This is a genomic window from Bacteroides faecalis (assembly GCF_003865075.1).
Taxonomy (GTDB): domain Bacteria; phylum Bacteroidota; class Bacteroidia; order Bacteroidales; family Bacteroidaceae; genus Bacteroides; species Bacteroides faecalis.
In genome coordinates, this window is record NZ_BHWB01000026.1 from 42,081 (window position 1) to 57,339 (window position 15,259).

The following is a 15,259-nucleotide window of genomic DNA, read 5'->3' on the forward strand; positions in this document are numbered from 1 at the left end:
TATTAAATATGAAAAAATTAATATTCAACATAATAGCAATAGGGACAATCTTTATGCTTAGTTCATGTGCCGATTATCTTAATGTAGATAAATATTTCTACGATCAACTTTCTCTGGATTCGGCATTTGCAAAGAAAATTTATGTAGATGGATGGTTGGCTAATGCCTATGAAGGAATGAATTTTATGGCAGAGTTTAAAGAGCGTTACCGCTGGGGTTCTGATGACCTGATTAATCCAGATGAAAAGGCAATGCAGAATGGTAATTACAGTGCTGATGACCCATTAGACAACATGGATGGTCGTGGTGCAGCCGGTACAATGTATAAGGTATACGAGACTGTACGTAAAGCTTCCACATTTATTGATAATGTTGGCAGATGTCCTGAACTAACACTTACAGAAGTTTCTGATTATACGGCACAAGCACATTTCTTACGTGCTTATGCTTATTGGTCTTTACTTCGTAGGTATGGTCCCATTCCCTTAATCCCTAAAGAAGGATTAGATGTGAACCTTTCATATGAAACACTTTCATTGCCACGTTCCAAATTCGATGATATCATTGACTTTATTAACGAAGATCTGGAGCTTGCTGCTGTAAACCTACCGGTAAGACGTACCATTAATAATATGGGACACCCTACCAAAGGAGCTGCTCTGACTTTACGTGCACGAGTACTTCTGTATGCAGCAAGTCCACTATTCAATGGAAATACAGACTTATTCAACATGAAAGATAACGTAGGAAATCAATTAATTAACCAAACTTATGATGAAGGGAAATGGGCACGAGCTGCTGCAGCAGCCAAAGACGTAATGGAATTAAACCAATACTCATTAAATATCATAAAACCGTCAGCAACAACTATCATGCCTCCACATCATGCAGAATATTCTGATAAAGATTTTCCTAACGGTTGGGCTGATGTTGACCCATACGAATCGTACAAATCAATTTTTGATGGAACAATCCTTGGTTCTAAAAATGATGAATTGATTTTCACCCGTACCAATGAAGGACATAACACTATTAGAGGACTAGTGGAATCTTGTATACCACGAACCTTAAATGGAGGTAATAAAATTGGTGTTTCCCAGAAAATGGTAGATGCTTATTATATGAATGACGGACGTACCATCCAAGAAGGAAAAGCTGACGGATATTACCAAGAAAGAGGGTTTACAACTAGCTCTACAGAATATCCATTTTTACCAGCAAAAGTTTCATTACAATATGCTAACCGAGAACCCAGATTCTATGCATCTATTGCATACAATGGTTCTATTTGGGAATGCGAAAGTGCGAATGAAAGTAAATATAGAAGACAACAGCTTTTCTACTACAAAAATGAGAACGACGGAAAATTAGGATTCAAAGAAGATCTCCCTTTAAGTGGTATTGGATTCAAAAAATTCTATAACCCAGAAGATGCGTTAACGACTGGGGGATATGTGGTAAACAAGACAGAACCTTCAATGCGTTATGCCGAAGTACTATTGATTTATGCAGAAGCACTTAACGAACTGACTACCACACACAATGTAGTAACCTACAATGGAAATAGTGCGACCATTTCACGTGATATCGAAGAAATGAGATATGCTTTAAAACAAATCCGTTTTCGTGCCGGTTTACCAGATTTTAAGGATGATATATATGCTGATCAAGGTGAACTCCGTACTAGGATAAAAAGAGAACGCCAAATAGAATTTCTTGGTGAAAATGCTTTCCGTTTCCTTGATAATCGTAGATGGAAAGACGCTATGGTAGAAGAAAATATGCCATTAATGGGCTGTAATATCAACATCAGTTATGATGAAGATAAGATACAATTATATTATGTACCAACAGCCATTACTTCAATGCCTAAAAACTTTGAACAAAAAATGTATTTCTTCCCTATACCGACCGAAGAACTGAAGCGAAATGTAAATATGACCCAAAACCCAGGATGGCAATAACAACATAATTAAGTTATAAATATGAAACAGATTAAAAATATAAGTCTTATCTCCTTGCTTTTATTGGCGTTTTCTTCTTGTGTAGACGAGTTAGATGACGAATTATTCACAAAGTTTACTAACCTGAAACTAAGTGGATGGCAAGAAACATCCTTGAATATTGAGGAGGATAATACAGCTATATTACCTCTATATTTTGGAATAAACGGAACTTCTGGTAATGATAAAGATATTCAAATCAAAGTTGGTTTTGATGCTGATACATTAGATGCCTATAACTGGGAAAAATATAAGAATGAAAAAAGTAAATACTACCAACAGTTACCCGAAGAAAGCTTTACTTTAAATCAAAATACATTCACAATCAAAAAAGGAGATCTAAATACAAGTGGATATTGTACAATAGACCTTTCTCTAATTGGAGATTTGTATGATGACTACGTATTGCCTCTGAAAATCACATCTTCTGTAGGCGAACCTATCGGTCCAAATAAATATTCTAAGGCATTGTATCACATTGCCTTTAAGAATCATTTTTCTGGAAACTTTGCTGGATATGGTACTATAAAAGAAGAAGGTACCAGTTATACCACTTCAGCTAATGGTAAGACATTGTATGCGATTTCTAAAAATAAATGTTATATGTACGTAGGTAATGTAACGCGCGATAATAGTACTGACTTCAAACAATATATCGTTGAATTAACGTATGACGAAACAAATAAGAATATTACATTAAGTACAAAAAATAGTGCGTTAAATCTAGAAGCAGAGCCTGTCAGTATTACACGTAAATATACCCAAAATACCACTGATCTACGTAAGTACAACGAAGAAACTGTAATTGTTATGAATTACAAATATAACGATTTGTCAGAAGGCAGCTCCGCACGTTATTCATATGAAGGTACATTGACGATGAACCAAAGCGTATGGGCAAAAGACTATCCAGATGTACCTGTAGAAGATGAAGAGGAGTAAACGAAGAGTAATTATTAACTAAAGATTAATAAACATGAAAAAAATATTATTCATACTATCAATAGTAACGCTCCCATTAGTGTTTACCAGTTGTAGCGATGATGACGACAATGGTGGTAATACAATTCCCGCTGATGCCGTAGAACTGAAAGTAGACGAAACAGAGTTGCAGATTGCACAAGAAAATAGCCGTATAGTGAATATTACGGCTGGTAATGGAGATTATAAAGTAACTTCCTCTAATGAAGAAGTGGCAACAGCCACTGTCGATGGTAAAGTGATTACAATTACAGCACTTCCGACAGATAATAATGCTGAAGCAATGATTGTCGTGACAGACAAATATTATAAAAGAGCTTATATTAAAGTAGAAACAGCTGCTGTCTTCGGAATACGCCTTAATAAATCAGAAGCCACTCTTTTTTCCCAAGTCGACGGACAGGATGTATTCACGTTCAAAATTATCACTGGTAACGGTGGATATAAGGTAGAATACCTTGAAAACCCAGATAACTGTACAGAACTAATCGGAATAGAAGATATAGAAACGACCGGTACTTTTACTGTAAAAGGTTTAGATAATGGTACAGCCAAAATCAAAATAACCGATAAATTAAATAAATCTCTAACAGTAGTTACAAAAGTAATTGCTCCAGATCCACTCATAACAAATTATGACGGAAAAATCCTACAATTTAGCGCAACACAACAGTATGGAAAAGTAGAAATAATCAGTGGTAATGGAGGGTATAAATTGGAAGTTGCCGATCCAAGCATTGTGAAAGCTTCCATGAACGGCAGTACAATTGAAATAACCGGTAAGAAGAATGGTTCCACATACATCACAATTACTGACTCTAAGAAACAAGAGAATAAATTGACCGTAACAGTAGATGGAAAAAATTATGGCTTAGCGCTCGATAACAAATTCTGGTTATATGCAAACTTTGGTAATATAACTGATAATAAGCTTGTTAAAGTCAAACAAACAACTTGGGAGATCATTTGTCGTTTGAATTCACTTTCATGGTTAGAGACATTTATAGGTATGGAAGGGAAATGTCTATTACGTGGAACAGGAGATGGTTCACATATTGAATTATCAGCATTAGGAGATGCCTTTAAATTCCATAGTAAAACTGAGCTTAAGACAAATGAATGGATACATATCACATTTGTCATAGATTGTTCTAAAACTAATCATAAAGAACAATACCGCTTATTCATTAACGGAGAAGAAGATGATTATATCATCGACAATCAAAGTAATAGACATGAAGAAGTAGATTTAGCCTCAAGTAATGATGATAACAAATTCACACTTGGACGTGCCTGTGGTGACGACCGACGTATGCTGAATGGTTCTATCGGAGAAGCCCGTGTATGGACTGTTGCCCGTACGCCAGAACAAATCAGAGCTAATCTGTGGAAATTAACAGAAAAAGACCCTGTAGGCTTACTAGGCCACTGGGAATTTAACGCCGGAGTTGAAACAAATTATATTCAAGATATTTCCGGAGGAAAGTTTGAAAACAACTTAACCATTTGTGGTAAAGGAGGTGCTATTAGTACTAAAGTACCTATGTCAGCATGGATTGAAAAAGATTACCTAAAATAATAAAAACGAAACGATATGAAAACACTTTACAAGTTATTATTATTATCCTTCCTGTTTACTTGGACATTTTCATCTTGTAGCGATGACGATGACGAAGCATCCTTAATAAAGGATCCTGTCATAAATACTGTGGCTCCGGTTTCATTGTTACGTGCAGAAGTAACAGAGAATGAAAACGAACTGCTAGTCAAATGGACGAATCCGATGAACAAGGATGTGTATCGGGTAGAGATTTCTTATTCAACAGTTACCACACGTGCGTTTTCCAGCAGTCCTATACTAGTTGAAGCATCTAAAGGTACCGAAGGAGAAGTACTCATTACTGTACCTTGCTATGATGTCTATACCATTTCTGCAGTAGCTATCAATAAAGCAGGTATACGTTCTCCCAAAGAAAGTGTAAAAGCAGAACCTTATCTTCCTAAGGCTACGGAATCTGACGACAAAGAAGAATAAAACGTCTGAAATCTAAAATAGGGAGGTTGTGTCAAAATGCTGGCACAACCTTTTTTTATGCGCAAAGCCCAGACTTTCGCAAGCCCGGGCTTTGTTATTACCCAAAATTTTTGTAACTTTAGGCATAAAGTTTTTCGTTATGGCAAAGTTACATTTTCGTCCTTACATTCCCAACCAAACAGTTCTTTTTCCCGGAAGAATTGATGAGAACATAGCATCGAACGATCCGGTTCGCATCGTTAATACAGTTGTTGATAATCTCAATCTTGACAATTTCAAGAAGCTTTATAAAGCAACCGGTCGTTGTCCTTATCATCCTAAAATGATGCTCAAGGTAATTATCTACGCCTACATGAACAATATCTATTCGTGCCGCAAAATAGAGAAGCTTCTCCTACGTGACATCCATTATATCTGGCTTTCCGGTAATGAACATCCGGATTTTATTACCATCAACCGTTTTCGAAACCGTGTAAAAGAAGAAATAAATACCGTATTTACGCAGTTGGTTCTTGTCCTTGCCGACAAAGGTTTTATCAGCCTTGACGTAGAGTATATCGACGGTACCAAGATTGAGTCCATGGCCAACAAATATACTTTTGTCTGGCGCAAGACAGTCGAAAAGAACCGTACAAAGCTGATGGATAAGATCCGCATTCTCCTGGAGCAGGTAGATGAAGCCATAGCCCAAGAGAACTCCTCCAAAGACACATCCGTAGAGTTCACTCCTGCCATGCTCTCAGATATAGTGAATGAACTTAAAGAGGTGCTGGAACACCAGCCTGTAACAAAGGACAAGGAACAAAAGAAAGTCATCCGGGAAAAGAAGAAACAGGTCCGGGAACTTGAGGAGTACCGTGACAAGCTGATGGAATACGACAATCACCTTGAAGTCCTTGGAGAACGTAATTCCTATTCTAAGACCGATCCTGATGCTACATTCATGCGTATGAAAGAAGACGCCATGAAGAACGGGCAGACCAAGCCCGGGTATAATTTACAAACAGGTACTGAAAACCAGTTCATCATAGACTTCCGGCTGTTTCCCAACCCCACCGATACGCTGACCCTGATCCCTTTCTTCCACTCCTTCCAGCACCGCTATAACCGCTTACCGGGTATCGGTGTGGCAGACTCCGGTTACGGCTCGGAAGAAAATTACCGGTTCATGCAAGATAATGGGATAGAAGCCTTTGTCAAGTACAACTACTTCCATAAAGAACAGCGTCCCCGTTATACCCCCAACCCATTCCATGCGGAGAGTCTCCATTACAATGCGGGGGAGGATTACTACGTTTGTCCTATGGGGCAGCACATGAACCGTATAGGAACCAGACGTGACAAAACAGCGAGCGGATACATCTCCGAAAGTGCCCGGTATAAAGCACAAAGATGCGAAGGCTGTCCTTTGCGTGGCAGTTGCTTTAAAGCCCGGGGGAACCGTTTTATAGAAGTCAACCACCGGTTAAACCAATACAAAAGGCAGGCACGGGAAAGGTTGCTCTCAGAAGAAGGAATCAGGCATAGGGGCAGGCGGTGTATAGAACCGGAAGCCGTTTTTGGACAAATGAAATACAACATGGCATACAGAAGGTTCCGGCATATGGGAGAAGACAAGGTGACAATGGACTTTGCCTTCTTTGCCATAGCTTTTAATATCAAAAAGATGTGTGCAAAACTGAGAAAGGCAGGAAAGGAGTTCATTACACTTGCTAAATCTATATTTATTGGGCTATTTATAACTCGATACAACGGGAATATAGTAACTTGTTACCAAATGAATGAGAAAAAAGCGGCATAGCCAAAAGAAAAGATAACAGGACTATAAATTTTAGAAAAAGGTTGTGCCAACGTTTTGACACAACCTCCTCTTTTAAGCACATTCTGATATGACAAGAAAATACACAGAAATAGAAATATTTATAACAATACAAACTTAATTCACTGTAACCTCACAAAAATCATTTACATAAAAAGGAAAGCACTTGTATTAGCATTGGCACTCACCATAGGAGGCTACTACAGCAGCTTTACATAAGACATAAGGGAACAAAGAAAAAATTCGGATCTGAAACATTTGGAACAGTAGCCAAAGCTATACAAACTCATTATCTGGGAATCAAGAACCACGAATGCAGCTAGTGAATCTTCAATGCAAAGATTAAAACGTTTAGAGCGCAAAAGGGGTAAAGGATTCTATTTCTCCTTTTTAGATTATCAGATATTTATGCTTAAAAAAGAAAATCTCTCAGAACTTTGGTATGATCCCTTTTTAGACTGATCCATAATGGGTTACGAGGAGTAGAAAAGAAAAACGGAGAGAGTTTTTCAACTTTCTCCGCCTCAGTACCCAGACCCGAACTATGTAAATTACGTCCAATTACACTCAAATAAAGCCAAACAATCTATTAATCAACAAATTGTCATTTCGTATATCTGCAACAAATATAATAGAATATAATAATATAACCAAAAAGTTTCAGTAAAAGTTTCAGTAAAAGTTTCAGTAAATATGATTATTTAGTACATTTGTAATCAGTACTTTAAAATCATTCAAGATATGGCAGTAACATTCAACTTTGAGCTCAATAATAAACCAAGTAAGAATAAGACCTATGCTATCTTATTACGCATAACACAAAATCAGAGGCACAAGAGAATCAAAACACCTATTGCAGTCAGTAAGAAATCAGATTTCAATAAGGATGCTAAGCAGGGAAACTGGATACGGCAAAGAGAACCCAATTATGCAGTTTGGAATGAAACTTTGGCACAAGAACTCGAAAAAGCAAGAAAAACTTATCAAGAATTAAAAGAAGATGGATTAGCTACTACTGAAAAAATAGCTATTGAAATGACAGCAGGAGAAAGAACCTCTTCTTTTCTTCAATATGCTAAACAACGAACAAAAGAAATATATGATGCTGGAAACTACAGAAACTGGAAAAAGTATAATGGCTTTTGTAACAAGCTAGAAGCTTTTCTAAAAGAAAGAAGAAGTAAAGACCTTACATTTGCTGAATTAACAGCAGCTTTTCTATCTAAGTTTGAAGCGTATATGCACTCACTACACAATGAAAGAGATCCAGATAGAAAACTTCACCCCAATACTATACAGGTGAATTTCAATATATTTAAGACTTTGGTAAAAAGAGCTATTGAGGTTGAAAAGTTTATGAAACCTGAAAAGAATCCATTTTTATCGTACTCATATAAAGGAGTAAAAACAACAAAAGAGAAATTGGATGAAGCAGAAATCGAAAAAATAATAGATCTTGAGCTGAAAAAAGGAACTTTATTATGGCATTGCAGAAATTATTTTTTATTCTCGTTTTATTGCGCTGGTATACGAGTAGGCGACTTGATCCAACTAAGATGGTGTAATATTACTTCCGACGGTAGACTTCATTATCAAATGGGGAAAAATCACAAAGACAGAGATTTAATATTGGTACAACAAGCTAAAGATATTCTAGCTCATTACTACCAAAACGAAATAAAAGCGACTGACTATATTTTTCCCTTGTTAGACGTAAACGAACATTATGCAAAAGCTATTTCGCAAGAAGAAAAAGACACATTACCCACAGAACTAAAGATAAAATTGTTCAATCAAGTATCATCAAAGAACGCATTAATAAATAAATATTTAAAGAAATTAGCTGAAATGGCAGAAATTGAAAAGAAACTATCCTTCCACATTAGCCGCCATTCGTTCGCTAAAATAGCTAAACAAAAGGGTACAGATAATGCTAAACTAAAAGATTTGTTAGCCCATTCTTCCGTAAAAATCACAGAAGGATATATGGGAAGTTTTGACACTTCTGAAAATGACAAAGCATTGCAAAACATTTTTCAGAAAAAAGAAATTTCACCCAAAGATGAAATAATGAAACTATTAGACAATATGAATTCCGAAGAAATAGGAGAACTTATCAGACAAATAAAAAAATAAACTTACGTTCTCAAAGATCTCAAAACCTAATATATGAGAAAGAATAAATAGATAATAAAAAATATATAAGCGGTTGGATAATGCTAAAAACAAAACATTACCACCGAGAGACCATCCTCATTTTCAGCATTAATTATATGCCGGAAGTGGGGATTTTCTCGTATCTATATTCTTTTTCAACATAGGGAGCTTAAGACTCTCTTTATTTTTTTTCTTCTCACCGTTCACTGCCCACTTCTATTCATTTGAAAGCCTTATTTATGAATTAAAACAATGAATTATTAACAATTAAAGAATAGGAGAAATAACAATGAAAAAAGTAAAAATGATTATTGAAGTAGTAAAGTTTATCGGGCTACTTGCCCATTTACTAGAAGCGTTTGAGTTTATAGAATCCTTTATTAAAAGGAGAACTCGAAAAAAAGTAAATCCCGTAGGATTTAAAACAGAAGAATGATATGACTAAATTTGAGAAGATTGAAACAGGTCTAATTATAATTTTTGAGGTAGTATTATGTAAGCTTAAAAATGGAAAGAAATTTAGAAACCTTTTGAAGAAGAAGGTCTCGAAAACAAAAACAGAGTAAGAAACAAATTAAAAATCGAATAAAATGGAAACAAATTTAAGTATCATCCCACAAACAGGGATGGCAGCAATGAGAAGAAATATATTAGATCAAGAAATAGAAGATGCAGTTATAGTAGAGCCAAACGTAATAGTTGAAGAAGAGCATCCTCATTTCATAGAAAGTAATACCAATGAAATCACATTGGAAGAACTAAAAAACAAATGTGTTGTTCCCGTTTTTGGGGACAATTCATTAACAATCAGCCATCAGAACTTTATAGAAAAAGTTTATCAGGCTGCAAATGATTGCTTTCTAGGAGAACAATTAGGAAATATAGAGTGTCGGGTATCACATCCGGTTATTGGCAGACTTCCGACTGCCCTCCATAAAAAAGCAAGTGAACTCAGAGAAGATGAAAAGACTTTGTTTTATCAAAGAATGGCATTTTGCTTTGAGATTAAATCCATAAGTAAAACACTCAATGGAGAAGAAGTACATCTTTGTATAGGCGGTGTACGCAGTTATCACGAAGAGAATCTTTATTCAAGGAAAAGTCCGGAGAAATTTAAAATATTCATCGGCTACCGAGTAAAGGTTTGTTCAAATCTCATGCTAACTTGTGATGGATTAAAAGAGAAACTGGAAGCTATGTCTGATTTGGATATATACCAATCGGCAATAAAACTATTCACGTCTTTTGAACCAGAAGTAAATCTAAGACTTTTAGAGAATCTAGGACGCACTAGATTAACAATTCAACAGTATTGTCAATTAATAGGTCGGCTAAGACTTTATCAAGTATTACCACTGTCAGAGCAGAAAGAACTACCAACAATCCTTTTAGTAGATTCGCAAATAAATGCAGCTACCAAAGGTTTTGTGTCAAATGAAAACTTTGGAGAAAGGGGATTGGGCAGTATATCTTGTTGGCAGCTAATGCAGTTATTAAATGAAGCGGCTAAGTCGAGTTATATTGATAAATGGTTGGAAAGAAATCAGAATGCAACGGATATAGCTATTGGAATTCAAAAGGCATTAACTGGAGAAGATAACAGCTTTTCATGGTTCTTGTCATAAGAAAAAGATATGTACCGAAGAGGAACATTCACTAAAAATATGGTGAGTGTTCCTTTTTTAATTTTTAAACAACATAAAAAAAACAGATATGAAAGATTTAAGATTAAAGTTCAAAGGGATTGATGATTGGAATCGTCCTGTGTTTATGGATGATAACGGTCGGTATTTTGGTGATACAGACCATCTATTTAATTATGTAGCTAATAAAGATGATGTCCTTAATTTCTACAGGGATATGCTACTGAATAATTGCATTTGCTATTTCGGTCAGCAGTTCGGTTGTGAACCAATGGGGATAGAAATTAAGTCGAATGTAAAAATCATATTAGAATAAATACTTTAAATGAAATGTTATGGAAAGATTTGAATTAGAAAACAGTAGAGAATTTAAGGCAGCAATGGAATTAGAAAATGCTTTAAATGATACATGTTTTAATTATAAAAGTTTTGCCGAGAGTATTAAGTACTTTCATCCGACACTACAACAGTCTTTATTCAGGTTAATACGAGAGATAATTAACGTACAAGCCGATGATAGCAGATACTACGATGACAGGAATAGAGCATCTCATGAAGTGGCAAAACTCCTAAAAGAGATTATTGAAAACCAATGTCTACCTTATATATAAGTCATGTATTTGGAATGTACTTGTTCTCAGATCTTGATAGAGAAATGGAAACAGAAAATGAAAAATAGCCGACCACTTAATTATGGTTGGTTAGTAAGACGGATCAAGAAACAGCTACCTTTATTATATAAAGAGCTATGTTTGGAATTCTATAATCCGTGGGAGAATCAATGTAGGGTGAATCGAGATTACTACATTCTCGTTCATTCAGCAATAGAGTATTTTATCAGAAAAGAGTAAATATCAGAAAAATTAAAATCTGACATACTAAATCAAATGAAAGAGGAAACTGCTTTGCGGTGGTTATCCTCTTTTTGTGTTCAAATCAAGGATGTGTTCAAATAAATCTAATAGACGGTTTTGAATACATCTTTTCGTGTTATCAATTTAATCAAAGAATAATATGGAAACAAAAAATAAAACAGCAGTAATTTATGCTCGTGTCAGTTCAAACAACGATAGACAGGACACAAGTAGGCAAATCAAGGACTTGGAAAATTATGCTAAGTCACAAAATATAGAAATAGTGAATATCTACGAAGAGCATATCTCAGGTGCAAAGAAAATTGAGGAAAGGCAGATTCTAGGAGAATGCTTGGAATACTGTAAACGAGAGTCTGTGAATTTCTTGCTTCTCTCAGAATTAAGTAGACTTGGTAGATCAACATTACAAGTGCTTCGTTCTTTAGAAATGCTACATGAATCCAAAGTTTCGGTTTACATACAAAATTTAGGATTATATACTTTGCAACCAAACGGAGAAGTTAATCCCATTACCAGTATCATGGTGACAGTACTAGCCGAAATGGCAAACATAGAACGGAGTAATATCCAATACCGTTTGGATAGTGGTAGGGCAAATTATATTTCAAATGGTGGTAAGCTAGGTAGAAAAACTGGTTCAATCAAAACGGAGGAAAAGAAAAGGGAGGAATATAAGGAGACTATTATCTTGTTAAAGAAAGGGTACAGTGTCCGGAATATTGCTAAACTTCAAGGAATCGGGATTTCAACAGTCCAGAGAATTAAAAATCAATTTTTAAGCGATAAATAGAAATTAAGGGAGCTTCGGCTCTCTTTTTTTTATTATTCACCGTCTTTGAAAACTAAAAAGCCTTATATTTGGAAAGGAAACAAGAAAAATAAATACTCATAAGTGAGTGCTAAATATTGGAAAACGCTTATCTTTGTCACGCTGGAAAAATTCTAGCAGACATAGAAGTGCGTTAAGTTCTGCTACTTAAACTACCACATTAAGATAAGCAAAGAGGACACCAATTAACATGCACTCACTTTTTTTTGTTTCTGTATATGCCCAAGTATATACGGCATTTTGCTGTTTATATACTTATCAGACATATTCAACATGAGAGGTGATGCTTTGGTTCTCTTTGCAGGGTGTGGTAGCCCTTAGTAGTAGGATCAAATGCAAAGCCTCTCTTTTTATGTCCATACTTAAGTTAATCTTTTAAAGATTGCTGAATTCGGAGACTTATAAGCAAATAGGAGGACAAAATTATGAAAATACCTAAATTGTTCCAGTTACTCTTTTTCCTTTTGACCACAACATTTTCTTATGCACAAACAATTACTACTGTAACCAACGAAAAGGTTGGTAAATTATCAAGTGTTATTAAGAAAAAGGACGTGTTAGATATTATCAAATTAAAAATTTCAGGGACTATGAACAGCGAAGATTTTGCTTATCTTGGTTCTATGAATAATTTGGAATATTTGGATCTAAGGGATGTAATTCTATCAAGCGATAAAGAGAAAGATCATAAAGAGGAATTCACTAAACATAATGAGTTGACTTTACCAGTATTAACTCATTTGAAAGAATTGTGGTTGCCATTATCTTGTACAGGATTCTACCCTTATAAAAGTAATATTCCCAATATTCCTGTCTTAGAAGTGCTGTATATTAGACGAGGATGTGAGATTAAGATGTATAGCGATAATCGTGAAGAAATACACCTTAAGAAAGTTAATATTTTAGAGAACGATTTGACAAAATTTAATCTAGATGTTTTCAAGGATGCCCCTCAAAACATTAGACAAAGAGAGCTAGACAGATTAATAGGCCAAGATCGTAGAACAAGTAACTATTATGAACGCAGAAACCTCTATAATGAAAAGGGAGAGTATGTACATAATATAAATCAAAAAATATTCGTAGATTCATTGGTAGTACCAACGGCTGATTGTTTAATAAAAGATTGTTTACCATTAAAAGAAATTTCTCCTAACTATATTTTTATTAATGAAGACAAGCTAGTAATATTAAACACGTGGGATGATAAGTATAATATTAATGATATTGCCAATATAGACTCTATCACTCCGTTTGCTTTTGCTAGTTCTAATATTACGTCTATCAAAATACCTGAGAAAATCAAGTATATACCAAATTATTGCTTTTTAAACTGCAACAAACTAGAAAAAGTGATATTAAATAAGTCAATAATATCAATAGGTGAAAATGCGTTCTATAAATGTGTCATTAAAGATATTGAAATTCCCCAGTCTGTAAAAGAGTTATATTTCTCAGCATTTGAGAGTTGTCCAATAGAAAGAATTGTTTTTCTATCTTCAAATCCTCCTTATATTAACGATACAAGGGGGTTGGACAATTTGGGATGGAACTCTACATATAAAATGATTGTTCCCAAGGATGCTTTTACGGCATATCATTCGCAGAACTTATGGAACGAAATGAATATAGTTCAAAAAGACGCTCAAAGCAGCTTCAATATTACAGTTGAAACACCTGGAAGTATTTTGTCTTCTTTACCATTAAAAAATCTTAGCTCAGTAGAGTCACTAACTATTACCGGGTTTCTTTATGAAACGGATTTAGATATTATCAAAAAATGTAAGGCTTTAAATACTTAGATCTGTCTCACACATATATTACTTATTCACCAGAGTTCATAAAGAAACAGCAGGCAGATACGGAAGCTTTAAATTTCTTGTTTGGATTACTAGGGAAAGGATTGGATAATGAATACAGGGATCAGAAATTTCTACAAATGAATATCAAGCAAATAAAGCTTTAACGTATATATTGCAATCTGCAACAGAATTTAAAGAACCAGAGAAAAACTGTTGTATTCCATATAATGCTTTTGAAGGAATGCTTCTTCTGGAAACAGTAAAATTGCCTTTAAGAGCCGCATGTATATATAGAGAAGCTTTCAAGAACTGTATAAACTTGAAAACTGTCGAATTCCCTCCTTATTTGAAAACTATAGTATTTTCTGCATTCGAAGGTTGTGTTAGCCTTAAGAAAGTAATCCTTCCTCAAAGTATTGAAACCATTGGAGAAATGGCTTTTGGTCAATGTATATCATTAGAACAGATTGAATTGCCTAAAAATCTAAAAAAACTAGGCGATAAAACATTTATAAATTGTATAGATTGCAAAATATAATCTTTCCCGAAGGACTTGTAGAGATTCCTCACGGATGTATAAGTGGCTGTTTTAGAATGAATAAAATAGTTATGCCAAAATCAGTAACCAAAATTGGTTCTTGGAATGATCGGTATATAAATTCAACATTACCAATGGAGAATACATACAAAAAGCTCCAAACTATTGCTGACTTTTATTTCAAATCATCAACACCTCCTACAATTAAAGAAGGTGATTTTATCAGATATGGTGGTAAAGTACATATTCCTAAAGGTAGTATAACTGCTTATTATAATGTAATGGGTGATAAAGTTGAATATATAGAAGAATAACTTATGAAAGAAGACAAAGATTTAGAATTTCTTGCTTTCTGCAAGAATGAAGACTTACAAATCCTAGTGGATTACTTAACTACAGATAAGGATGGAAAGAAGCGTTATTTGGAAACTTTGACAAAAAGTAATGCTTATCTCCAATGTTATCCCGATCATCTCACTAGCATGTGGGAAGATATAGCGAATGAATTTCAGCTATTTGGCGGTAACACGATCGCTAATTGTATAAGAAAAACTGTGTTACATACCGAACGATTCCT

At 34.8% G+C, this 15,259-nt stretch carries 15 protein-coding genes; all 15 read left to right on the forward strand.

Annotated features, from left to right (window positions below; genetic code table 11):
- Positions 1–8 precede the first annotated feature (8 nt).
- On the forward strand, positions 9–1,964 hold the full coding sequence (locus tag EJF25_RS22640; RefSeq protein ID WP_125042914.1) for a RagB/SusD family nutrient uptake outer membrane protein: 1,956 nt from the start codon (positions 9–11) through the stop codon (positions 1,962–1,964).
- 21 nt (positions 1,965–1,985) lie between these two features.
- Complete coding sequence (locus EJF25_RS22645) at positions 1,986–2,945, forward strand: BT_3987 domain-containing protein (protein WP_125042916.1); 960 nt, start codon at positions 1,986–1,988, stop codon at positions 2,943–2,945.
- Positions 2,946–2,979: 34 nt separating this feature from the next.
- On the forward strand, positions 2,980–4,563 hold the full coding sequence (locus EJF25_RS22650; RefSeq protein WP_125042918.1) for a LamG-like jellyroll fold domain-containing protein: 1,584 nt from the start codon (positions 2,980–2,982) through the stop codon (positions 4,561–4,563).
- A 15-nt stretch (positions 4,564–4,578) separates the two neighbouring features.
- The gene (locus EJF25_RS22655; protein ID WP_125042920.1) at positions 4,579–5,019 is read left to right on the forward strand and encodes a hypothetical protein; all 441 of its coding nucleotides are present in this window, start codon (positions 4,579–4,581) and stop codon (positions 5,017–5,019) included.
- Positions 5,020–5,158: 139 nt separating this feature from the next.
- Positions 5,159–6,820 carry an IS1182 family transposase gene (locus tag EJF25_RS22660; RefSeq protein WP_125042922.1) on the forward strand — a complete coding sequence of 554 codons (1,662 nt, stop codon included), beginning with the start codon at positions 5,159–5,161 and terminating at the stop codon, positions 6,818–6,820.
- A 759-nt stretch (positions 6,821–7,579) separates the two neighbouring features.
- Positions 7,580–8,974: a tyrosine-type recombinase/integrase gene (locus tag EJF25_RS22665; protein ID WP_125042924.1), complete on the forward strand. Its 1,395-nt coding sequence runs from the start codon at positions 7,580–7,582 to the stop codon at positions 8,972–8,974.
- 310 nt (positions 8,975–9,284) lie between these two features.
- Positions 9,285–9,431: a hypothetical protein gene (locus EJF25_RS25200; protein WP_200832977.1), complete on the forward strand. Its 147-nt coding sequence runs from the start codon at positions 9,285–9,287 to the stop codon at positions 9,429–9,431.
- Between the two features lie 154 nt (positions 9,432–9,585).
- Positions 9,586–10,620, forward strand: a complete 1,035-nt coding sequence (locus EJF25_RS22670) for a DUF3871 family protein (protein WP_125042926.1) — start codon at positions 9,586–9,588, stop codon at positions 10,618–10,620.
- 88 nt (positions 10,621–10,708) lie between these two features.
- A complete protein-coding gene (locus tag EJF25_RS22675) occupies positions 10,709–10,954 on the forward strand; it encodes a hypothetical protein (protein ID WP_125042928.1) in 246 nt (81 codons plus the stop codon).
- A gap of 19 nt (positions 10,955–10,973) precedes the next feature.
- Positions 10,974–11,249 carry a hypothetical protein gene (locus EJF25_RS22680; RefSeq protein ID WP_125042930.1) on the forward strand — a complete coding sequence of 92 codons (276 nt, stop codon included), beginning with the start codon at positions 10,974–10,976 and terminating at the stop codon, positions 11,247–11,249.
- A 403-nt stretch (positions 11,250–11,652) separates the two neighbouring features.
- Positions 11,653–12,303, forward strand: a complete 651-nt coding sequence (locus EJF25_RS22690) for a recombinase family protein (RefSeq protein WP_125042934.1) — start codon at positions 11,653–11,655, stop codon at positions 12,301–12,303.
- A gap of 464 nt (positions 12,304–12,767) precedes the next feature.
- Positions 12,768–14,144: a leucine-rich repeat domain-containing protein gene (locus EJF25_RS22695; protein WP_125042936.1), complete on the forward strand. Its 1,377-nt coding sequence runs from the start codon at positions 12,768–12,770 to the stop codon at positions 14,142–14,144.
- A 172-nt stretch (positions 14,145–14,316) separates the two neighbouring features.
- Positions 14,317–14,682: a leucine-rich repeat domain-containing protein gene (locus EJF25_RS22700; RefSeq protein WP_125042938.1), complete on the forward strand. Its 366-nt coding sequence runs from the start codon at positions 14,317–14,319 to the stop codon at positions 14,680–14,682.
- Complete coding sequence (locus tag EJF25_RS22705) at positions 14,670–14,996, forward strand: leucine-rich repeat domain-containing protein (RefSeq protein WP_370685739.1); 327 nt, start codon at positions 14,670–14,672, stop codon at positions 14,994–14,996. The genes EJF25_RS22700 and EJF25_RS22705 overlap by 13 nt, the downstream gene beginning before the upstream one ends.
- A gap of 3 nt (positions 14,997–14,999) precedes the next feature.
- Positions 15,000–15,259: DUF3944 domain-containing protein (locus EJF25_RS22710; protein ID WP_125042942.1), on the forward strand; the 260-nt coding region annotated here is incomplete at its 3' end.